The sequence below is a fragment of the Mucilaginibacter sabulilitoris genome (assembly GCF_034262375.1).
Lineage (GTDB): Bacteria > Bacteroidota > Bacteroidia > Sphingobacteriales > Sphingobacteriaceae > Mucilaginibacter > Mucilaginibacter sabulilitoris.
The window spans coordinates 7223252-7246572 of the sequence record NZ_CP139558.1 but is presented as its reverse complement, the minus strand read 5'-3'; the positions used below and the strand labels follow the sequence as shown (position 1 = coordinate 7246572).

Annotated in this window: 18 protein-coding genes; 12 read left to right on the top strand and 6 right to left on the bottom strand. The window is 43.0% G+C overall.

The genetic code is table 11. The features are described 5' to 3' along the window. Positions 1 to 71 precede the first annotated feature (71 nt). Positions 72 to 1361 (top strand): aminopeptidase P family protein, encoded by a 1290-nt coding sequence (locus SNE25_RS30550; RefSeq protein WP_321562795.1) that lies wholly within the window; start codon positions 72 to 74, stop codon positions 1359 to 1361. Positions 1362 to 1416: 55 nt separating this feature from the next. Here the strand turns inward: SNE25_RS30550 and meaB are convergent, their stop codons facing one another. After that, positions 1417 to 2304 carry a methylmalonyl Co-A mutase-associated GTPase MeaB gene (gene meaB, locus SNE25_RS30545; protein ID WP_321562794.1) on the bottom strand — a complete coding sequence of 296 codons (888 nt, stop codon included), beginning with the start codon at positions 2302 to 2304 and terminating at the stop codon, positions 1417 to 1419. A 155-nt stretch (positions 2305 to 2459) separates the two neighbouring features. On the opposite strand from meaB, the gene SNE25_RS30540 reads away from it, so the two are divergent. Genes SNE25_RS30540 through SNE25_RS30525 form a run of 4 tightly spaced genes read left to right on the top strand, consistent with a single transcriptional unit; the run spans position 2460 to position 7210 of the window. Then, a complete protein-coding gene (locus tag SNE25_RS30540) occupies positions 2460 to 3455 on the top strand; it encodes a glycosyltransferase family 9 protein (RefSeq protein WP_321562793.1) in 996 nt (331 codons plus the stop codon). An 18-nt stretch (positions 3456 to 3473) separates the two neighbouring features. Next, positions 3474 to 4484 carry a glycosyltransferase family 2 protein gene (locus SNE25_RS30535; protein ID WP_321562792.1) on the top strand — a complete coding sequence of 337 codons (1011 nt, stop codon included), beginning with the start codon at positions 3474 to 3476 and terminating at the stop codon, positions 4482 to 4484. Further along, on the top strand, positions 4468 to 5286 hold the full coding sequence (locus SNE25_RS30530; protein ID WP_321562791.1) for a hypothetical protein: 819 nt from the start codon (positions 4468 to 4470) through the stop codon (positions 5284 to 5286). Before SNE25_RS30535 ends, SNE25_RS30530 begins: the two co-directional genes overlap by 17 nt. Before the next feature lie 58 nt (positions 5287 to 5344). Beyond that, complete coding sequence (locus tag SNE25_RS30525; RefSeq protein WP_321562790.1) at positions 5345 to 7210, top strand: ABC transporter ATP-binding protein; 1866 nt, start codon at positions 5345 to 5347, stop codon at positions 7208 to 7210. A 25-nt stretch (positions 7211 to 7235) separates the two neighbouring features. On the opposite strand, the gene SNE25_RS30520 is transcribed toward SNE25_RS30525, so the two are convergent. The 3 genes from SNE25_RS30520 to SNE25_RS30510 form a co-directional block, all read right to left on the bottom strand. Further along, positions 7236 to 8135: a glycosyltransferase gene (locus SNE25_RS30520; protein ID WP_321562789.1), complete on the bottom strand. Its 900-nt coding sequence runs from the start codon at positions 8133 to 8135 to the stop codon at positions 7236 to 7238. Between the two features lie 148 nt (positions 8136 to 8283). Then, positions 8284 to 9210: a hypothetical protein gene (locus SNE25_RS30515; protein ID WP_321562788.1), complete on the bottom strand. Its 927-nt coding sequence runs from the start codon at positions 9208 to 9210 to the stop codon at positions 8284 to 8286. An 85-nt stretch (positions 9211 to 9295) separates the two neighbouring features. Then, positions 9296 to 9967: a porin family protein gene (locus SNE25_RS30510; protein ID WP_321562787.1), complete on the bottom strand. Its 672-nt coding sequence runs from the start codon at positions 9965 to 9967 to the stop codon at positions 9296 to 9298. A gap of 175 nt (positions 9968 to 10142) precedes the next feature. Between SNE25_RS30510 and SNE25_RS30505 the strand changes: the two genes are divergently transcribed. From SNE25_RS30505 to SNE25_RS30480, 6 genes are all read left to right on the top strand, one after another. After that, a complete protein-coding gene (locus SNE25_RS30505) occupies positions 10143 to 11864 on the top strand; it encodes a glycoside hydrolase family 3 protein (RefSeq protein WP_321562786.1) in 1722 nt (573 codons plus the stop codon). Between the two features lie 225 nt (positions 11865 to 12089). Beyond that, positions 12090 to 15260 (top strand): ATP-dependent helicase, encoded by a 3171-nt coding sequence (locus tag SNE25_RS30500; protein ID WP_321562785.1) that lies wholly within the window; start codon positions 12090 to 12092, stop codon positions 15258 to 15260. 133 nt (positions 15261 to 15393) lie between these two features. Beyond that, positions 15394 to 15537 carry a DUF6728 family protein gene (locus SNE25_RS30495; RefSeq protein ID WP_321562784.1) on the top strand — a complete coding sequence of 48 codons (144 nt, stop codon included), beginning with the start codon at positions 15394 to 15396 and terminating at the stop codon, positions 15535 to 15537. Further along, positions 15534 to 15911, top strand: a complete 378-nt coding sequence (locus tag SNE25_RS30490) for a RidA family protein (RefSeq protein WP_321562783.1) — start codon at positions 15534 to 15536, stop codon at positions 15909 to 15911. The genes SNE25_RS30495 and SNE25_RS30490 overlap by 4 nt, the downstream gene beginning before the upstream one ends. A gap of 103 nt (positions 15912 to 16014) precedes the next feature. Further along, a complete protein-coding gene (gene recG / locus SNE25_RS30485; protein ID WP_321562782.1) occupies positions 16015 to 18117 on the top strand; it encodes an ATP-dependent DNA helicase RecG in 2103 nt (700 codons plus the stop codon). A 119-nt stretch (positions 18118 to 18236) separates the two neighbouring features. Further along, a complete protein-coding gene (locus SNE25_RS30480; RefSeq protein WP_321562781.1) occupies positions 18237 to 19616 on the top strand; it encodes a M20/M25/M40 family metallo-hydrolase in 1380 nt (459 codons plus the stop codon). Between the two features lie 153 nt (positions 19617 to 19769). Here SNE25_RS30480 and gap read toward each other — a convergent pair whose 3' ends face one another. After that, positions 19770 to 20747 carry a type I glyceraldehyde-3-phosphate dehydrogenase gene (gap, locus tag SNE25_RS30475; RefSeq protein ID WP_456085492.1) on the bottom strand — a complete coding sequence of 326 codons (978 nt, stop codon included), beginning with the start codon at positions 20745 to 20747 and terminating at the stop codon, positions 19770 to 19772. After that, positions 20731 to 21666, bottom strand: a complete 936-nt coding sequence (locus SNE25_RS30470; protein ID WP_321562780.1) for a GlxA family transcriptional regulator — start codon at positions 21664 to 21666, stop codon at positions 20731 to 20733. The genes gap and SNE25_RS30470 overlap by 17 nt, the downstream gene beginning before the upstream one ends. Positions 21667 to 21938: 272 nt before the next feature. On the opposite strand from SNE25_RS30470, the gene SNE25_RS30465 reads away from it, so the two are divergent. Then, complete coding sequence (locus tag SNE25_RS30465) at positions 21939 to 23261, top strand: MFS transporter (protein ID WP_321562779.1); 1323 nt, start codon at positions 21939 to 21941, stop codon at positions 23259 to 23261. Positions 23262 to 23321: the final 60 nt, after the last annotated feature.

Below are 23321 nucleotides of genomic sequence, written 5' to 3'. Positions count from 1 at the left end.
ACCAAACATTGTTCCAAAAATTGTAATAGTTACACAAATAAAGAAAAAAAAATCATAATCGGCAGAGAAATATGAAATATCCTTCAATAGAAAATAATCTATTTACAAATAATAGAAAAAATTTCGTTTCAAGAACAAAATATAACTCCATTGCGATATTTCACTCAAATGATGAATTTCCGAGAAGTGGCGATCAAGCCTTTCTATTTAAGCAAAACCCTGATTTTTTTTACCTTACAGGTATAGATCAGGAGCAAAGTATACTTATTTTATTCCCGGATTGTCCTAATAAAGGATACAGAGAAGTACTTTTTTTAAGACAAACCAATGAGCATATAGCTATATGGGAAGGGCATAAATATACTAAGGAAGAAGCCCGCGTAGCATCAGGTATAGAAAATATCTATTGGTTGCATGAATATGAAACTATTTTGCAGAGTATTATTAACTATGCCGAACATATTTATATTAATACTAATGAAAATGACCGCTACAGCCATATAGTTCCTTATCGTGATTTGCGAATGTACGAGGCGCTGAGGTTAAAGTACCCATTGCACAAGTATGAACGTTCGGCCCTGATTATGCGCGACTTGCGTGTTGTAAAGTCAGATATAGAAATAGCCCTCACACAAAAGGCCTGCGATATTACCAACGACGCCTTTGTAAGGGTATTGAAGTTCCTGAAACCAGGTGTTGCCGAGTACGAAATTGAAGCCGAAATTACACACGAGTTTTTAAGACAACGGGCTACCGGCCACGCCTATAGCCCAATACTTGCATCTGGTAAAAATGCTGTTGTGCTGCATTATACCGATAATAACCAGGTTTGTAACGATGGTGACGTAATACTTTTTGACTTTGCTGCTGAGTATGCTAATTATAATGCCGATATGAGCCGGTCGGTACCTGTTAACGGGCGTTTCACCAAACGTCAGCGGGCCGTTTACGATGCTGTTTTACGCGTAATGCGCGAAGCCACTAAAATGATAGTAGCCGGAACGGTATGGAACGATTATCAGGATGAGGTTGGCAAAATAATGACCCGAGAGCTGATAGGTTTAGGTTTACTGGATAAGCATGACGTTGAAAAGCAGGATGTTAATACGCCCTTGTATAAAAAATATTTTATGCATGGTACTTCACATCACCTGGGTTTGGATGTTCATGATTTTGCAAGTCGCTATAAAGCATTTGAGGTGGGTAATATATTAACCTGTGAACCAGGTATATATATACCAGAAGAGAGTTTGGGTGTCAGGATAGAGAATAATATTTTAATTACCGAAAACGGTAACCGTGATCTCATGGCCGGTATTCCAGTGGAGGCCGAACATATTGAAGAAATAATGAATAGTTGATTTTTGAACGCTTAAAACAATTTAGCCTGTTACTAAATTGCATATTCATTATAAACTATACATAAGTATCTACAAAACTATACAGATTGAATTTTTTATCGGTTAAAGCTTCAGCAATATTTTGCTGAAGCTTTTTTTTATCAATGTGTTGCGTTAATTTTTGCTGAATGAGTTTGTATGCTTTTTCAGTCATTAGTAATTCGCGGCGTTTGTGCGGTGTATTTGCCGCCGAACTTACAAAGTCCGCAACTTCCGTAATGCCGTTTGCCTGCGAGGCTATAGTTTTAAAAACGGGCGGCTGGTCGCCGTTTTTTTGTCCTATTATCTTTTTTAAGTTATTGGCAAACACGTCTGCATCGGCCCTGTCGGCTTTGTTAATAATAAAGGCATCGGCAATTTCCATTAGTCCCGATTTAATATGCTGTATCTCGTCACCGGCTTCGGGTACCAGCATTACCAGGGTAACATCGGCAAGTCCGGCTATTTCAACTTCCGATTGGCCCACACCAACGGTTTCTACCAGTACATAATCAAATCCTGCGGCACGCAATACATCGGTCATTTCAATGGTTTTGGCCGATAAGCCGCCCAACGAACCCCGGGTAGCCAGTGAGCGTATAAAAACATCAGGGCTGTTAAAATGCGGCGCCATCCTGATCCTGTCGCCCAGTAACGATCCAAAATTAAACGGCGAGGTAGGGTCTATCGCCAGCACAGCTACTTTATTGCCATTGATTAAAAGATGGTTGATAAGTGAATTTACCAGCGTGCTTTTACCTGCCCCCGGCGGGCCGGTTATGCCAATTACAGGCGTGTTTTTTTCAAAGGTTAAGTTTTTTAAAAGCTCATCAGCACCGCGTAATCCGTTTTCTACAATGGTTAAGGCACGGGCAACCGAGCGAAAATTATCAGAAGAAGGATCAATATTTTGGTAGTGGCTCAATTTCGATTTTTTTATTGAATAGCTTTATTGTTCGCACGCAACATAAATGTATTAATACAAATCAATAAAATTATCGTTACAATAAGTTAATTTAATCTTTAATATTGCAATTGCACAGCGGTTAGCTGGCTAATAGGCTATCACAACTAAAAAACATGCCCAGCATTGATAAAACAAAAATACCACATATTTTAATCAGCAGGACCGATGCTATTGGCGATGTGGTGCTTACGCTGTCAATGGCTGCCTATATAAAAGAACTGATACCTGGCGCCGTTATTTCATTTTTGGGCCGTACCTATACCCAGCCTGTTATTGCCGCCTGTACAGCGGTTGACGGTTTTATAAACTACGACGATATCAGGAAACTGCCCGAAAGTGCACAGGCTGATTACCTTCGGGATAAAAATATTGATGTTATTATTCACGTTTTTCCTAACAAACATGTAGCCGCCATTGCCAGGAACGCAGGCATCAGGTTAAGAATAGGGACTACAAACCGGCTATACCATTGGTTTACCTGTAATAAACTGGTAAAACTCAGCCGTAAAAAATCGGATTTGCATGAAGCGCAGCTCAATCTCATTTTATTAAAACCGTTGGGCTTAACATACGTGCCATCACTAAAGCAGGTAATTGATCACTATAGTTTTGAGCGTACTGTACAGCTGCCCGCGCCATTAGCAAATATTTTAGCAAAGGATAAATTTAACCTCATAATTCACCCAAAATCGCATGGCAGCGGTATGGAATGGGGGCTTGGTAATTTTGCCGGGTTAATAGGTGAACTATCAACCGGTAAATTCAATATTATTATCACCGGCTCCGAAAAAGAAAAACTGTTATTAAGCGAATGGGTCATGACACTGCCCGGTAACGTAACTGATATGAGTGGCAAAATGACCCTTCCCGAATTGATAGCGTTTATTTTTAACGCCGATGGCTTGCTGGCATCCGGAACTGGGCCATTGCATATAGCCGCCGCCGCCGGTATCAATACCCTTGGGCTATTCCCTGTACAAAGGCCTATACATCCGGGCAGGTGGGCGCCGCTCGGGGAAAAGTCCGGTTTTTTAGAAAGTACAGTAGATAACTTAAATAGCATAACTATTGCCATGGTTGCCGCTAAAATTAATACGTGGAATAAATAAACTGCTTATATCTATCTGATGCAAAATACCAGCAATAACACGGGCATATCTGTTATAATACCTAACTATAATGGTAAAAACCTGCTGGCTAAAAACCTGCCCTTTGTATTTGCTGCGCTGAAAAAATTTGGTGGCCGTTATGAGGTTATAATACCCGATGATGCCTCAACCGACGATAGTGCCGATTTTATTTTGCAGCAGTATCCCGAAATTATTTTGATCAGGAGTGAAAAGAACGGTGGCTTTTCGGTTAATATTAATAAAGGCATAGCAGCAGCCGGCCTTGAGCTGGTTTTACTGCTGAACAGCGATATTAAGCTCAGCGAAAATTACTTTGCCGCCCAGCTGAAATATTTTAGTAGCCCCGATACCTTTGGCGTTATGGGCCTCATCCTTGACGAAGCAACTGATAAAATGGTTGAAGCCTGCAAATATCCCCGCCACTCATTATTCAAGATCAATCACATTAAAAACCTGGATATTATAGGTAATGGTGAATTTGTATATACCTATTATTTAAGCGGGGCCAACGCTTTAGTAAACCGGCAAAAGCTATTGGAACTTGGCGGGTTTAACGAGCTATTCGCACCATTTTATCATGAAGATCTTGACCTGTCTTTAAGAGCCTGGGAAAACGGGTGGAAATGTTATTACGAACACAACGCCGTGTGCTGGCATGCGGTATCATCAACTATAAAAGCGCATAGTTCTAAAAATACCATTAAAATTATAAGCACCCGTAACAAGCTACTACTGCATTATTTTCATCTACAGGGTATACGCTTATATTTGTGGCATATTGTTACATTTTTGTCATTGCTGGTCAGGTGGATAAGCGGTAAATTATATTATTACCGGGCCTACAATCTTTTTATAAAGAAAATGTCCTCAATGCGCAAGGCTAAACAGCACTTTATAAAAAATGCCATAGCCAAACAGCAATATATACCTTTTATAACTGTTAAGGAAAGTATTATTAAAACGCTCGACCAACTTTTAAAATCTGATAAACATGACCGTGCTACCTGAATTTATTAAGCAGATTGAAAAGCCGGTTTATAAATACAAATATTCTGTTTGTACCCTGGTTACCCATAAAGAGCAGTATATGGAGATGCTGGATTCTTTTATAAAGGGAGGTTTTACTGAAGATGTTTGCGAATATTTGATTGTTGATAACAGCGAGTTGAACCGTATGGATGCCTATCAGGGTATTAACTCCATGTTGCAAAAGGCCACTGGCGAATATATTATTTTATGCCACCAGGATATTGAGCTTATCGGTGAAAATAGCAGGCCCTTGCTGGAAGAACAAATTGCCGGTATCACTGCCCTTGACCCTACCTGGGGGCTACTGGGTAATGCGGGAGGGGCCAACAGGCTTTATAAACGCATGGTTATAAAAATAGCTTACCCCGATGGCTTTATTGATATACAGGGAACCGTTCCGCAAAAGGTTGGCTGTCTTGATGAAAATTTTATACTTGTAAAAAATAGCGCCAACATTGCATTATCCGGCGATATTGGCGGATATCATATGTATGGGTTAGATCTGTGCATGGTGGGCAGTTTGTTGGGGTACTCGGCCTATGTAATTGATTTTTTACTGATTCACAAAAGCACAGGCAACGCAGATATATCGTACTATGACATATTAAAACGGGCAAAGGCAAAATATACCCGTTTTATGAAAGGGCGATATGTAAATACCACTATTGAAAGGTTTTACTTGTCGGGTTCGGTGTTTTGGAACATCATGTTCAATACGCGCGTGTTCAGAAGGGTTATAAAAACCGCTGAAGAAATAAAATTCAAATTGAGCAAACACTGATATATAAACCTGCATATAATTAATTACTGTTAGCTTTGCATCTTTATAAATAATTTTAATGAAGACTTATTTCAGACTTCTATCCTTTGCCAGGCCTATCGGGAAATTTGCTGTTCCATATTTATTATGTACTATATTTTCGGTAATATTTAATACACTTAACCTCGCCTTGCTGGCGCCACTGTTAACCACAATATTTGACCCCAAAACGGCAACCGAAGTAGTGCCTAAACCTGTAAACTGGTTAAACCCGTTAAAAGATTTTGAATATTTTTCGCATATGGCCAACCATGAGTATGGCCCTTTGGGTGCTTTAAAGTTTGTTTGCGCGGCTATTGTTGTGTCGGTACTGTTGAGCAACCTGTTCAGGTACCTGTCGCAGCGTATTATGGAAAACCTGCGGATTTATACCCTCCTTAACCTGCGTCGCACGGTTTTTAACAATGTGATGAACCTGCACCTGGGGTATTTTAACAATGAACGCAAGGGCGATATCTTATCTAAAATATCTGCCGATGTGCAGGTTGTACAATTTTCGGTTACAGGTACACTACAGGTTGCATTTAAAGAACCTTTTCAATTAGTAGCTTATCTTGCCGCATTATTTATATACTCGGTTAACCTTACGCTGTTTTCAATGCTGATTATCCCGGTATCGGCATTTGTAATATCACGAATTGTTAAAAGGTTAAAAGAACAGGCAGCGGCATCGCAACAAACCTATAGTAACATGATCAGTAACCTGGATGAGGCCTTATCGGGTATCAAGATCATAAAGGCATTTAACGCGGTAACATTCATCAAAAACAGGTTTGACCATGAAAACCAGGAGTACTCCAGAATTACGCGTTCTATGGCCAAACGGCAGCAAATGGCGTCGCCGGTATCTGAGTTTTTGGGGGTGTTAATGGTAGCTGGTATCGTGTTGTACGGCGGTTCATTGATCATTAATCATCAGGGTACTTTATCGGCTGCCGATTTTATCGTGTACATCGCTATGTTTTCGCAGGTAATGCGCCCGGCTAAGGCCATATCCGATTCTTTTAGTAATATACACTCAGGCATAGCCGCAGGCGAACGTGTACTGGCCCTTATTGACGAAAAACCACAGATAACTGACGCTCCCGATGCCGTTGTAATAAATGAATTTAACAACAGCGTAAGATTTGAAAACGTATCCTTTGTTTATAAAAATAAGGCTGCTGTAAATGATGGCAGCAAAGATGTTGAACCGGATAAGTATGTGCTGAAAAAGCTTAATCTGGTGATTCCGAAAGGTAAAACTGTAGCGCTGGTGGGCCCATCTGGTGGGGGCAAATCAACCCTGATGGATCTGTTGCCGCGATTTATTGAACCGCAAATAGGCACAATTTATATCGACGATAAAAATATCCAATCAATTACTTCCGAATCATTACGTGCGCTGATGGGCATTGTTAATCAGGAATCAATATTATTTAATGACACCATTTTTAATAATATAGCCTTTGGTAAAACCAATGTTACGCAGGCCCAGGTTGAGGAAGCCGCTCGTATTGCCAATGCGCATAACTTTATCATGGAAACCGATAACGGTTACCAAACCAATGCCGGCGACAGGGGCACTAAACTATCAGGCGGGCAAAGACAAAGGATCTGCATAGCCAGGGCGGTGCTGAACAATCCGCCAATTATGCTGCTTGATGAGGCTACCTCTGCATTGGATACCGAATCAGAAAAACTGGTTCAGGATGCGCTGAATAACCTCATGAAAAATCGCACCTCACTCATTATAGCTCACCGCCTGAGCACTATTCAAAATGCCGATATTATTATCGTGCTCGAAAAAGGCTGCGTGATTGAGCAGGGAACACATCAGCAATTGCTGCAAAATAATGGCTTGTATAAAAAGCTGATAGATATGCAAACCTTTAATGAAGATTAAAAAGGGTGTTTGTGTATAAATAATATTAACCTGGTGGGTTAATCTTTGTTATGCGCAGGTGTCTTAAAATAATGTAATAGTGCAGCTTAAAAAATAGCTTAAAATTGAGGTCGTAATACCTGTTGTTCATCATCAGCATTTTGCTGGCATAACTTAATGGCAGGTTTAACGACGACAACAGTTTTATAAAGTGTTTAAAAGTAGCTTTTTCTGAATATATTACCTGTTCGGGAGTTAAGTTTTCCCGGTTTACCGGCAGTACTTTGTTCCATTTTTCATGAAGCCTGATCGTATCCAGCATCCAGTCTTTATCAAACCTGCCTTCCGAAAAATGCTCAATTAAAACCTCGTAGGTAACAGCTACTTTATATTTCTGCCCGATAGATAGCGAGAGATCAAGGTCATAAACATGAAAGCCGGTAAAGTTTATCTCATCAAACATAAACTGGCTTACAATTTTTTTGGTAGTGCACAGCCAAACCCCATCAACGCAGGCTACCTGTGCAAGCTTTTCATTATTGGGGTTTCTGAAAACGTGCTCGGTTGGCCTGTTGGAGTGTTTATGATGCTGTATCAGGTTGCTGTAATAAGTATTTGGGCCCAGGCCACCCCAGCCCGATGGGGTCATGGGTTTGTATGAACTCCCTATAACGCCTAATAAACCCAGGTCGGGATTTTCTTTAAATATATTCACCACAACCTGACCCCAGTTATCAGTTTTTATAAGCACATCTTCGTGCATAAAACACAAGGTATCATACCGGGCGTTAAATATACCTTTATTATAAACCGAGCAAATTCCATGGGTCCCGGAACTATTTTCAGTAGCGATTATTTCGTAAGGAACACCAATTGTTGCCGCTATATTTTCACTTACCTGCTTTAGCAAGGTTTCATTGGCAGAGCATATAATTACTGATATCATCTATTGGGGTAAAAGTAAAACATATAAATAACATAACATTTAAATAATGTTTTTGTTATTCTGTACAGCTCTATATACGCAAAATGCTGTAGGGTTGCTACAGCATTTTGTGTGATTTTTATGAAATTATATAATTAAAGTAATTTAATTATTGCGGAGAAGCTAAATAACCTAAGGTGCCTCCCATAACATCAGGAGCGGGCAGGGTTTCAGGTGGTGTTACGTATGCGTGACCATGTGTGGTGCTGAAATATTCAATTAAAGGTAATGTACTATCTGAAGTAGGTGCAAGGTCTATATATCCAACTCCTCCTTCTCGTACATAGCCACTTGCCCCGGCTGTAGATGTAGAAAGCCAGTGATCATCAGAGGCGCGGTTGTAATACCTGTATATTAATAACGTATTTGGGCCCGAACTTGGCAAAATATAACCCTGAACTTTCTCAAAAACAAAAAGTTGTGAACCACTGGCCAATTCCTGCCAGTTAGTAGTGTAAATATGGTGACCAGTATAAGGATTAATATAGCGGTATAAAGCAAGCCTTCCGGGAGGCGGTACAGGTTGATTATAAATTGTGACAGGTAACTCTGCCGTTCTTCCGGCATCAACACCCGTATGATAGTATATTACAAACTTATAATTACCGGCAGCAGGCGTTTCCCATTTAAAAACAATTGCAGGATCTGTTACTTCATAACTCATCCTATTATATTGAGGTATCGGAGCTGGAATACCATTACTATAGAATGTATAAGTACAGTCTAATCTTTCATTGTTTTGATTGTTCCAAAGAATAACGTCATACGTTCCATTACCCTTGTAGGTTAATTGAACTCTTGGTAAAGCTATCTTTGCCGATGCTGATTGTAATTCAAGTTTAGATAAATCATCCTTTTCAGATGTTTTAAAAGGTTTGAATAATCTGTAAACAGAAGTGGTGTCTTTGTAAGAAATTTTGATAGGCTCAAAAGCCGTTTGATTTTGTTTTTCGGAAGACAGGTTTGAATTTGATTTTTGGCAACTTGTAATTATTATTAGAAATCCTGCTAATAATAAATTTAATTTTGGTTTCATAATGATAAAATAGGTATAAATTTCCCGAAGGTATTAATTTATACCTATTTTAAGATGGTAAAAAAATAATCAAAATATTATTTTTTTACTGGAATTTAAATCCTAATCCTATCTGCCAAACCTGGTTGCGGAAATCGGGCAAGTCGTTATTGTCAGACGTATTTCTTGAAAAGTCAATATTATATCTTCCCCTTAGCTCAACACTGCGGTTAATATCAAAAGAAACACCAACTACACCTGCAACATAGCTCTGGTCGCCATAGTGGCCATTGTAGCGTTCTTCATATGAAGTATTAAAGCCGGTATCGTAAGTATTTTTGGTAGATGTTAAGAAGGTAAGCTCCGGACCCAACAGAAAGTTAAACCCTGGTGCCAGCCTGAATTTGGCCAGCAACGGTATATCAATATAATTGGTGCGCTGGGTAAACTTACCATAATCGGTATAAGCTTTAAATCCTTTCTGCGAAAACAAAATCTCAGGGGCAAATGAAAATGGATAAGCAACCGGGATATCAAATGTAAGCCCCGCATTAAAACCTGCTATAGTTCCTGAACTGAAACGCGGGTCATAAGCGTCAATAGTGTTCGAAAGATTAAGGCCGGCGGTTAACCCAACCTTTACCTGATTAAAATCATTATACGGCCTGCGGCGTTCCTGCACGTAATGGCGGGGTCTGTGGCGGGGGCCATAATAAGTTTGCGCACTTGCTATACCTGCTGTAAATAAGCATATTGCTAAAAAGACAAATTTTTTCATTTTTTTAATTGTTTTGTTTGGTAGCGGAAATCAATTGAACGCATGTCCGTCATGATTTCGTTATTTAGTTTGTTTTATATATCCATAGAGTAAAAATTAAAGCAAAGGTTTATTAACAGTTTAATTTTTATAATATTTGAATGTCTGGCCCCTGGGTAAAACATACATTTGTACCATGTTAAAACTGAATAACGGTTTTTACCGCACACTAATTATTGCACTGAATTTTATCGCAGTTAATGCTTTTGCTCAAAAAGAAAGCTATATACAAAGCTTAAATGCCCGAAACCGATGGGTCGATTCGGTATACAATCATTTAAGCCGTAAGCATAAAGTAGCACAACTGCTGTTTATCAGGGCGCATACCAACAAGGGTAAAGCTTATGAAGACTCGGTTGCCCGGGTTATTAAAGACGAGCAAATTGGTGGGCTGGTATTTTTTCAGGGCGGCCCCGGCCGGCAGGCTGCCCTTACCAACAGGTACCAGAAGCTGGCCGATGTGCCCCTACTGGTATCTATGGATGGCGAATGGGGCCTGGGTATGCGCCTTGACTCTACCATATCATACCCATACCAGATGACGCTGGGCGCCATACAGAATAATAACCTGATATATAAAATGGGCCAGCAGGTTGCCTATGATTTTAAGCGGTTGGGCATACAAATAAATTTTGGTCCCGATATGGACGTGAATAATAACCCCAATAACCCGGTGATCAACTACCGCTCCTTTGGCGACAATATGTACAATGTGGCCAAAAAGGGTATAGCTTATTTTAAGGGGATGCAGGACGCTGGTTTATTAACCACGGCCAAGCATTTTCCTGGGCATGGCGATACCAATGTCGATTCGCATTTTGACCTGCCGCTGCTGCCATACAGCCGCGCACGGCTCGATTCGCTCGAAGAATACCCATTTCGCGAAGCTATTAATGCAGGCATTAGCGGTATAATGATAGCGCACATGAACATCCCGGCGCTTGATAGCACAAAACATTTACCTTCAACATTGTCGCGCCCTATAGTAACAGGTATTTTAAAAGATTCGCTCAGGTTTAAAGGCCTGGTGGTATCTGATGCTATGGAAATGAAAGGCGTTACCAAATATTTTCCTAACGGCGATGCTGATGTGAGGGCTTTTATAGCCGGTATTGATATTATTGAGCTGTCGGAAAACTCCGACCGCGCCATTAACCTTATTCGCAGGGCGGTGCGTAAAGGGCTCATCAGTCCCGCGGAATTTGAGATAAAGGTGAAAAAGGTATTGGCCGCCAAATACTGGGCCGGGCTCAATCGCCGTCAAACTATCTCACCGGTAAATTTAAGCGCCGATTTGAACAGGCAGGCGGCAAAAGACCTGGTACAGCAATTAAGCGATGCCTCGGTTACAATGCTGAAAGGCAGTTCTGCGGCGTTAAGGCTAAATCCCTTTTTAAAAACCGCTATTGTGAGTATAGGGGTAGATGCGCCTACGGTTTTTCAGCAGGAGCTGGCTAAAAGCTTCCCGAATTGCAGGCTGTTTATGATTGCTAAAAACACACCCGCCCTTGAAATAAAAAATATATCCAACTGGTTAAAACAATATGGCCAGATCATAGTGGGCATACATGATACACGCCTGCGCCCGCAAAGCAAGCTTGATTACAGCAGCGATGTTCGCCTGATGGTCGCAGAGCTGGCCTCGCGCAAAAACACCATCATGAGTGTTTTTGCCAATGCTTATACCATTGCGGGCTTGCCCGGTATCGAAAAAAGCAATGCCTTGCTGGCATGCTACCAAATGAGCCCCGAATTGCAAAAATCAGCTGCGAAGGTAATTACCGGTACGCTGAAACCGACAGGCAAACTACCGGTAAGCGTGAACGTGTTTTTCCCTACAGGGACTGGGATGCAATAAGCTTTTTTGCCGCAGCGTAGACTCACCCTGGCATCGGTTCGCTTGCCATCCCTCTCTCCGCCTTCGGCGCAAAGAGGGAACCTTTTCTGAAGAATAAAAAAAGAAATAGCAACCCTCTTTGCGGCGAAGCCGTAGGAGGGTGGTCCAGCGCAGCGCAGACCGGGTGAGTCTTCGCCAAAAAGCAGTTGACTTCCCACTGCCTTTTCGTAATTTTACTAAACAAATATGCAGTCGAACCTTAATAAGTATAACGAGAAATTTCAGGCGGCTTTAGCCGGATTAAATCCAGAACAGCTGGCCGCGGTAAATACAATGGATGGCCCGGTACTGGTAGTAGCCGGACCGGGTACCGGTAAAACGCAGATACTGGCTGCCCGCATAGGCAAAATACTAACCGACACTGATGCCCTGCCGAGCGAAATACTTTGCCTTACCTATACCGATGCCGGCGCGGTGGCCATGCGCAAACGTCTGTTTGAGTTTATTGGCCCTGATGCTTACCGCATTAACATATACACTTTCCACGCTTTTTGTAACGAGATCATCCAGGAAAACCTGGAGTATTTCGGCAAGCTTAACCTCGAGTCGCTGTCAGATTTGGAATCGGCTATGCTGTTCCGCGAACTGGTTGATGAGTTTGATAACGGCCATTTGCTTAAGCGCTTCACCGGCGATATTTATTACGATACTAAACGGCTGAAAGACCTGTTCTCGACCATGAAGCGGGAGAACTGGGACGCGGATATGATTGCACGCGCTGTTCAGGAGTATCTGGATGATATCCCCAACCGCGAGGAGTTTTTTTACAAAAGGGCCAATGCCAAAACCGGTATAAAAGTAGGCGATCCTAAGCAAAAAGATATCGACGCCGTACATGAAACCATGAGCAAACTGCTGGCAGCGGTAGACGAATACAAGAATTATGATGCCAAAATGAAGACCCGCGGTCGTTATGATTATGATGATATGATCATTTGGGTGCTTCGCGCTTTTGCCAATAACGAAGAGATATTACGCAAATACCAGGAACGTTATCAGTATATTTTGGTTGATGAATTTCAGGATACCAGCGGTTCGCAAAATGAGCTGCTGCGGTTTTTGCTCAATTACTGGGATGTACCCAACGTGTTTGTAGTGGGCGATGATGACCAGTCTATCTTCAAGTTTCAGGGTGCCAACATGAAGAACATCCTTGATTTTGCTAATGACTATGTAGATACACTGCATACAGTGGTGCTCAAACATAACTACCGCTCCAATCAGCATATCCTCGATATTTCCAAAGCGCTTATCAACAATAATTTTGAACGCTTAACCAGTCAGCTAAAGCTGGATAAAGACTTGCGCGCGTCGCATGGCCGTTTTGCAGAACTGACTGTTGAACCTGTAATAAACGAATACGAAAATCCCGATCAGGAACTGGTTGATGTATCGGCGCAAATAAAACAGCTGGTAAATGGTGGTGTTCCTCCGGGCGAAATAGCGGTGATCTATCGTAACCACAGCCAGGTAGAGGAAATGATCAAATTCCTCGACATTCAGAAAATTGCGGTAAATACCAAACGAAAAATAGACATACTTACACAGCCCTTTGGCGAAAAGATCATCAACATACTGCGTTACCTCGCCATGGAAATTGATTCACCCTACAGCGGCGATGAGTTGTTGTTTGAGATCATGCATTATGATTTCTTTAATATCGCCCCCATTGAAATTGCCAAGGCAAGCATCGCGGTAGCAAAAGAAAATTACGGCGCTATCAATAATAATAAACCCAAAACTTCGCTGCGCCGCTACCTCAGCGAATTACGACCGCCTGCCCAGCCTGATCTTTTTGCGCCCGACAGGTTTACGGCCATGAAATACCTGATCAATGATATTGATGAACTTATAAAATCGGCATTGAGCGTAACGTTGCAGCAGTTTTTTCAGAATGTGATAGCCAAAATGGGCATTTTGCGCTACATTATGCAGCAAACCGACAAGGGCGGGCACATGCAAATGCTCACCAGCTTTTTTGATTTTTTGAAGGATGAGAGCCGCAAAAATCCGGAAATTAAACTGGCCGACCTGATTGCCACCATTGAGCTCATGAAAAAGAACGGTATCAGGCTCGATCTGAACCAGGTTATTTTCTCAGACAATGGCGTAAACTTTTTAACGGCCCACGGCTCAAAAGGCCTGGAGTTTGAACACGTGTTTTTTATAGGATGCGACAAGCGCACCTGGGACAGCAAGGGCCGTAACAGCGGTTTCAGCTATCCGGATACGCTCACGCAGTCAACCTCCGATGATATTGCACAAAAGGAAGAGGCCCGGCGGTTGTTTTATGTGGCGGTTACCCGTGCCAAACAGCACCTAGTGATATCCTACGCCAATAAAGATAAAAAATCAAAAGATCAGGAAGCAAGTCAGTTTATAGGCGAAATACTTGCGAGTACCGATCTGCAGGTGCGCTATCCAAAGGTTACCGAAACAGCCATGCTCGATTTTTATGTAACCCAGTTTAGCGAAGCCGAAAAGCCCCAGATAGAACTGCTGGATAAAAACTATATCAATCAGTTGCTGCAAAACTATACCCTTTCGGTAACGCATTTAAGCAATTACCTGGATTGCCCGTTGCGATTTTATTTTCAGTGTTTGATCAGAGTACCGTCAGGTAAAAGTCCGTCGGCCACGTTTGGGCAGGCCGTACACTGGGCGCTGAATAAAACTTACAGGTTGCTGAAAGATAACGACAATGAGTTTTTGTCAACTGAGCAGTTTATGAACGAGTTCCGCTGGTATATGGCCCGCAACCGGGATTCATTTACCAAAGAAGAATTTAAACTGCGTGTGGCTTACGGCGAAAAGATACTGCCGCTGTACTATGAGCAAAATGTAAACAACTGGAACAAAGTAGCCATTACCGAGCGCACCATTAAAAATATTGAAATTGAAGGCGTGCCGATTAAAGGTAACCTCGACAAAATGGAATTTGATGGCAAGCACGTAACCGTAGTGGATTATAAAACCGGTAAACTCAAAAATGCCAAGGATAAACTGCTGCGCCCCACTAATGATGCCCCCAACGGCGGCGATTACTGGCGCCAGGGTGTGTTTTATAAAATATTGGTCGACCATGACCGTACTAACGACTGGGAAGTGGTAAGCACCGTTTTTGATTTTGTAGAGCCTGTAAGCGAGGGCGAGTATCACCGCGAAAAATTTGTAATAACCCCGGAAGATATGGAAATAGTGACCGGACAAATTAAAGATACGTACGCCAAAATTATGGCCCACGACTTTAACACCGGCTGCGGCAAAAAAGAATGCGACTGGTGCCATTTTGTAAAAAGTAATTTTAAACAGGCCGACGATATATTAGGGATTGTAAGCGAAGAGGAAGAAGAATAAAAATAATTTTCCGTTCCTCTTAAGATTGAACTGCGTAACCCAGACTCTCGAGAGTTAAAATAAACAACATACATATAAAAGTCCTCTCCTTTGGAGAGGATTTTGGTGAGGTAAAATTTATTAGTTTTGTAATATGTACTTCTTCAGAAAAAAAGACCCTAACAGGCCGACAAACATCAATCTGCGGATCATGCATTTCATTAATGCATTAGCTATCCTCATGTTTTTGGCGGGGATAATTTATAAACTGATACAAGTGTTCATATTTAAAAAATGATGACAATAATAAACACCAATAACGCGCCAGCCCCGATAGGGCCCTACAGTCAGGCTACCGTAGCCGGAAACTTTGTATTTGTATCAGGCCAGATACCGCTTAACCCCGTAACCGGCGAACTGATAACTACCGGTATTACCGATGAGGCGGTGATGGTGATGGAAAACATTAAAGCTATTTTAACCGAGGCCGGTATTGGTTTTGAGAACGTTGTAAAAACCAGCATATTTTTAACCGATCTGGGTAATTTTGGCCAGGTGAACGATGTGTACGGCAAATATTTCACAGCCAATTTCCCTGCCCGCGAAACCGTACAGGTATCTGCATTGCCAAAAGGTGTAAACGTGGAAATATCTTTAATTGCAGTAAAGTAATAACCGGCCCCACCCAACCCTCCCCGGGGGGAGGGCCTAAAGAAAAATATTTAATCAAAAAAATTAAAAGTCTCCCCCCGGGGGAGATTTAGTGGGGGCTTATATGGATCCTTTTCAAACGCCGCTTGTATATTTAAAGGGTGTGGGCCAGTCCCGCGCCGAGGTGTTGAAGAAGGAATTGGCCTTATCCAATTTCGAGGATCTTTTACGGCATTTCCCTTTCAGGTATATCGACCGTACCCGTTTTTATAAGGTAAAGGATATCCAGGCCGATCTGCCTTATGTGCAGGTGCTGGCCCGTGTTACCAATAAACAAATTGTTGGCGAAAAGCACACCAAACGTCTTGTAGTACAAACCCGCGACGAAACAGGTACGCTTGAACTGGTATGGTTCAAAGGCATCAACTGGATAGAAAAAACGATTGTTCCCGGCAGTGTTTATATTGTGTTTGGTAAGCCCGGCTTTTTTAACGGACAGGCCCAGATGGCACACCCCGAAATGGAGGTCTATTCCCCGGCTATCATGCAGCGCCAGGGGAATGCCACCCTGCAGCCGGTTTATAATTCAACCGAAAAGCTCAAACAGTTTCAGCTGGATAGTAAAGGCATCCAAAAGATCACATCTGTTTTGCTGGAGCTGCATGCCAGGGATATCCGCGAAAATTTGCCGCTGTATATCATTAACAAGTTCAAACTCATTAGCCGGGCCGAGGCCTACCGCAATATCCATTTTCCGGCTGATGCCAATTTACTGAATGAGGCAATCCACCGCTTAAAGTTTGAAGAGTTGTTTTTGTTGCAGCTAAAATTATTGCGCAATAAACTGCTGCATACCCAAAAGTTTAAAGGCAATATTTTTAATACAGTCGGGCATTATTTCAATGACTTCTATCATCATAAACTGCCTTTCCCTTTAACCGGCGCTCAAAAGCGGGTTTTAAAGGAGATCAGGCAGGATACCCAGCGCGGCGTTCAGATGAACCGCCTGCTGCAGGGCGATGTAGGCAGCGGTAAAACAGTGGTGGCGTTGATGAGTATGCTCATCGCTATTGATAACGGCTTCCAGACCTGCATTATGGCGCCTACCGAAATTCTGGCCACGCAGCATTATCAAACCATAAAAGCATTGGTAGGCGATGATTTTATTGAGGTGGCCCTGCTCACCGGGTCAACCAAACAAAAGGATCGCAAGATACTGCACCAAAAGCTCGAGAATGGCGATCTTAAAATACTTATCGGTACCCATGCCCTTATTGAAGACAAGGTGCAGTTTAAAGACCTGGGTTTTGTGGTAATTGACGAGCAGCACCGTTTTGGCGTAGAGCAACGGGCAAAGCTCTGGCGTAAAAATGTTATCCCCCCGCATATTTTGGTGATGACGGCTACGCCGATTCCCCGCACATTGGCCATGACGCTGTACGGCGATCTTGATGTATCAGTGATTGACGAGCTCCCCGTTGGGCGTAAACCAATAAAGACCGTTCATTTTTATGAAAATCAACGCCTGCGCATGTTTGGTTTCATGAAGCAGGAAATTGCATTAGGGCGGCAGATTTATGTGGTATATCCGTTGATTCAGGAAAGCGAAAAGCTCGATCTGAAAAACCTCGAAGACGGTATCGAGGCTATGTCACGCGAGTTTCCCGGGCCAACCTATAACATCAGTATAGTGCATGGTAAAATGAAACCTGCAGAAAAAGAATTTGAAATGCAGCGTTTTATTAAAGAGCAAACGCAGATCATGGTAGCTACTACCGTGATTGAGGTAGGGGTAAATGTGCCCAATGCTTCGGTCATGATCATTGAAAATGCCGAGCGGTTCGGCCTGTCGCAATTACACCAGTTAAGAGGCCGGGTAGGGCGTGGGGCCGAGCAGTCGTACTGTATTTTGATGAGCAGCCACAAGCTGAGCCACGACGGCAAGATCAGATTGGACACGATGGTGAAAACAAACAACGGCTTTGAAATATCGGAAATCGACCTGCAACTGCGTGGCCCTGGTAACCTCGAGGGCACCCAGCAAAGCGGCGTGCTCGACCTTAAAGTGGCCAACCTGGCAACCGATCAGGAACTGCTGATCAAAGTACGTAAAACCGTTGAGCAGATATTCGAAAAAGACCCCCAACTGGCACTGCCCGAAAACCAGGTGTTGCACCACGCGTTCGAATCAAAAAATGCAGGTTTAAGCTGGGATAAGATTTCCTGAAATTGACTTTTTCTATGTTATTCTTCCTCTTGTCATTTCCTTTAGATAGAAGAAAAGATCGGTCTATTCCTTTTTTCCTTCAAAATACTACATTTGTTAAAACTGATCTATTTTTACTCATGAAGAAACTTTCCTTATTGCTGGCCGTGCTTTTTACGGCAAACCTGCTGCATGGGCAGGATTCATTAACTATCCGAAAAATTTATGACGAAGCACTGTTAAACGGCAAGGCTTACGAAAACCTGCGTTACCTGTGTAAAAATATTGGTCCGCGGTTAAGCGGCTCGGCCAACGCGCAAAAGGCGGTGGAGTGGAGTAAAAAACTAATGGAAAGCTATGGTTTTGATAAAGTGTACCTGCAGGAGGTAATGGTGCCACATTGGGTACGCGGCGCAAAAGAAACCGCCTTTATTATCGATGGCGAAAAACGGATCCCGGTAGCTATTGCAGCACTGGGTATGTCTATAGCTACGCCCAAAGCCGGTATCACCGCCAACGTGGTTGAGGTGCGCAGTTTAAAAGAGCTGGAAACCTTGGGCGAAAACGTTATAAAAGGCAAGATAGTTTTCTTTAACCGCGCGTTTGATGAACGCTTTATTGAAACCGGTCATGCTTATGGCGCCGCCGGCGATCAGCGTTTTATGGGGCCCGCCACTGCCGCTAAATATGGCGCGCTTGGTGTTATTGTACGCTCCCTCACCGGTGCCGATGATGATTACCCGCACACGGGAGCTACACTGGCCGACCCTGGTACCAAACTGATACCCGCCGCGGCCATTTCAACCAAAGCGGCCAATAAGCTGAGCAATATGCTGCGCTTGCGTAAACTGCCGCTGATTAAATTTTACTTCAAACAAAGCTGCCAGTTACTGCCCGATGTAAAATCATACAACGTAATAGGCGAGCTTACCGGTACCGAAAACCCCAATAAATTTATCAGTGTTGGCGGTCACCTGGATTCGTGGGATTTGGCCGAAGGCGCGCATGATGACGGTACAGGTGTAATGCAATCTGCCGAGGTGCTGCGTATATTTAAAGCAGTAGGTTATCGCCCTAAAAACTCGGTACACGCGGTGTTTTTCATGAACGAAGAGAACGGCCATAAAGGCGGGCTCAAATACGCCGAGCTGGCCGCGCAAAACAAGGAAGAACACATTGCGGCTATTGAAACCGATGAGGGCGGCTTTACCCCACGCGGCTTTAGCTTTGATGGTGTATCAAAAGAGTTTGTTAAAAACATCAACGATAAATATAAAGCCCTGCTGGAACCTTACGAAGTTGACGAGCTCGTTGCAGGAGGCAGCGGTACCGATATTGAACCGATGAAAGAAAAGCTGCCCGGTGTAGTGCTTATTGGCTACCGTCCCGATTCACAGCGTTATTTTGATATTCACCATACGCCAAATGATGTGTTTGAAAACGTGAACAGACGCGAGCTCCAATTGGGCGCTGCCGGTATGGCCGCGTTTATATATTTGATTGATCAGCACGGGTTGTAACACAGCTGTTTTATTGACCTGGTTCTGTAGAGACGCATCACATGTGTCTCTACTTTGAAAAACCGCCTTATAAGTAATTATGAGGCGGCTTTTTTTCGGTTATCCTGAATTATAATACCGGTCCTGCTATTAACACACCGGCCAGGGCATTATTTATAATTCAGAAACCAATTCGGCAATACGGTTAGAGATGCCCACTTCATTATCATACCAGGCAACTACTTTAACCAGCTTTCCTATTGATTTGGTAAGATTGCCATCAACGATAGAACTATGGGTATTTCCCAAAATATCTGCCGATACCAATTGTTCTTCGGTATATTCTAATATACCTTTAAGCGAAGTATCCGCATAGCGTTTTAGCACCTCGTTCAGGTTTTTTGCCGAAACTTCTTTTTTCAGGTTGATAGACAGATCGACGATTGATCCGTCAATCACCGGTACCCGGTAAGAAAAACCATCCAATTTGCCTTTTAGCTCAGGTAACACATCACCAATTGCTTTTGCAGCGCCTGTGGTAGTGGGGATGATGGAATGAGGCGCAGAGCGTGCCCGGCGAAGGTCTTTATGCGGTGCATCCTGCAAATGCTGGTCGGCGGTAAAGGCATGAACCGTGGCCATAAAGCCCGATTCAATACCAAACTCTTTATCCAATATATATAACACCGGCGCGATACTGCCCGTAGTACAGGAAGCGGTAGAATAGATCTGGTCGCCGTCTATTAAATCATTGTTTACACCATGTACAATAGTTTTTACGCCGCCGGTAGCAGGAGCGGTAATAAGCACTTTTTTAGCACCTGCAGTTATATGTGCCTGTGCAGTCGATTTATCGGTAAAACGACCGGTTGATTCGATCACTACATCAATGTCAAGGGATGCCCATGGCAGGTTATTCGGGTCTTTTTCGCTCAGTAAAAGTATTTTTTTGCCATTAACCAGCATGGCGCCGTCCTGTTGGGTAACTGTGCCGGGGAAACGGCCGTGGGTGCTGTCATATTTCAACAGGTGGATCAACGTGGCCAGGTCTGTAAGGTCATTTATTGCAACAACTTCAATATCTTGTTTGTTTTGTAGGGCACGGAGTGTCATTCGCCCGATGCGGCCAAAGCCATTAATTGCTATTTTCATTCTTATGTAGTTTTAAAATTCTTCTGTATTCTGATGGGGTAACCATAAGGTGCCTTAAAAACAGGCGCCTCATAGATACCAGTCCGCCTAAGCCGCAATGCAACGCGATCTCTTCAAGTGGTTTGTCGGTTTCGTCAAGGCATTTGCATGCTGCTTCTACCCGTATTTTTTCGATATATTTTGCCGGTGAGATACCGGTTTGCCGGGTAAATACCCGGGTGAAATTTCGCTGGCTCATGTTCAGATGTTCTGCTAACCGGCCAACATCAAGGGGTTCATGAAGCCTGCCGGTCAGCCACTCTTTTAACTGTGCCGCCACAGGCGAAGCAGTAATAAGGTTGCCAAACTGCACCTGGTAAACTTGCCGGCTCAGATAAAAAAAGATGAGCTTGTGCGCAACATCCGTCGCTGCGCCCCGGCCGCAATCTTCGGCCACCATGGCCAAAGCCAGGTCTATCCCTGAAGATACCCCGCCCGAGGTAAACAGGTTCCCATCCCTTGAATGAAAAGAAATACGCTCTGTTTTTACCTGGGGATCACCGTAACGAGTATGAGCTACCACTCGTTTATCATCAAGCAAGGTTAACTTAGCAACTGTACTGCTGCCAACATTAATGGCACCAATACGGCGGATATGGCTATATGCCGTTTCCAACCAGGCATAAAATTTATCATGGTTAAGTTCATTGTCATTTCCGGCAATCAATAAAGTATCAATGTTCCCGGTCAGATCTGTTGCCCCACTACAGCTGATCTGTATCCCGCCCGCACCTTTCGCTGTAGCCGCCACTGGGGTAACCAAAACCACATCATAAACATCGCGGTGTTTATTAACTTGCAGGAAGACGTCCGCAGGCCCGGCAAAGTCCATTAACAGATCACCAGACATGATGACGATAACGATCCGCTTTTTATCCATATTCAAAATTATACAATACTAAACCTGTCTCAAAGGACATAAATTATACAGTTCAGGCCATTTGCAAGAACTTTGATTCAAGGATTTATGGATTACCCTGATTTCTTTGAAAATGTTATTTATTAACGTCCATAAATAAAATCCCGGAAATCCTTAAATCTGTTTAATCATGGTTCTGACATACTTACACCAAAAAATCCAATCAAATCCTTAAATCAGGTTACCAAATTCCGAAAGCGTGTTGTAAATTTGCGGCTCATTAAAACAATACAGTGACCGAAGAAGGCGATAGTAAACCCCAAAAAGTAGATTCCTTTGCCGCATTGCGCTATAAAGATTTCAGATCATACGTAGGCATGCGCTTTTGTTTCACCTTTGCATACCAGATGCAAACCGTAGTGCTGGGATTTTATATATACCAGCTAACCCATAGTAAAATAGCATTAGCATTTATAGGTTTGGCCGAAGCAATCCCCGCTGTTGGCATAGCGCTTTATGGCGGCTATATTGCCGATAAGTACGAGAAGCGTAAGATGCTCCTGATCATATTTGTGGGGGTATTTTTATCATCATTTGTGATGTTTGTGGCAACGCTCAGCAGCATGGCGCCGCATATGAATACTACCTGGATATTGATAGTGATTTATTCCATGATATTTTGTAACGGCCTTGCGCGTGCGTTTTACGGCCCCGCTACTTTTACCATTTACGCCCAGAGCATACCTAAGGAATTATATCCCAACGGCAGTACCTGGAGCAGCTCCAGCTGGCAGATAGCCTCCATACTCGGGCCGCTTACCGGTGGTTTTATATACGGTTTTGCCGGGCATATTATACCGGGTTTAAGCGGCATTACCGCCACATTTAGCTTAACACTTATTTTTATGCTGATATCGCTGGTGCTGGTTTATATGCTGCGTACCTACCCGCCGGTTTTCATCCAGAAAGAAAATATATGGATAAGTTTAAAGGAAGGCCTGAGTTTTGTTTTTACCAACAAAATTATGTTTTATGCCATGAGCCTTGACCTGTTCTCGGTATTTTTTGGCGGTGTGGTTGCTTTGCTGCCGGTATTTGCCCTTGATATTTTAAAGGTAGGTTCAGAAGGCTTGGGCATTATGCGTATGGCATCGTCATTGGGCGCGGCGCTTACTATGATCGTGATGATAAGATTTTCGCCTATGAACAGGCCATGGCGCAACCTGCTTATAGCTGTAGCTGGGTTTGGCCTGTGCATCATTGGGTTTGGTTTATCAAAAGTATTTTACCTATCGCTGGTGTTTTTGTTTCTGCAGGGCGCGTTTGATAGCGTGAGCGTAATTATACGGGGTACCATCATGCAGCTTTTAACGCCCGATCATATGCGCGGCCGGGTATCGGCAGTAAACTCCATGTTTATCGGCTCATCTAATGAAATAGGCGATTTTGAATCGGGCATGGCAGCTAAGTTGCTGGGTACCGTACCCGCGGTGCTGTTTGGCGGTACCATGACCATGCTCATAGTAGGGCTTACTTATTTTAAAACCCGCAAGCTTATCCCCATGTCCCTAGCCCAGATCCATCCGCCCGAGGTAGAAGTGAAGCCCGCCGTGTAACAGATATATGCCAATTAAGTCTTAGTTATATCAATCCAAGTTTATAACTTAGGCTTTTGC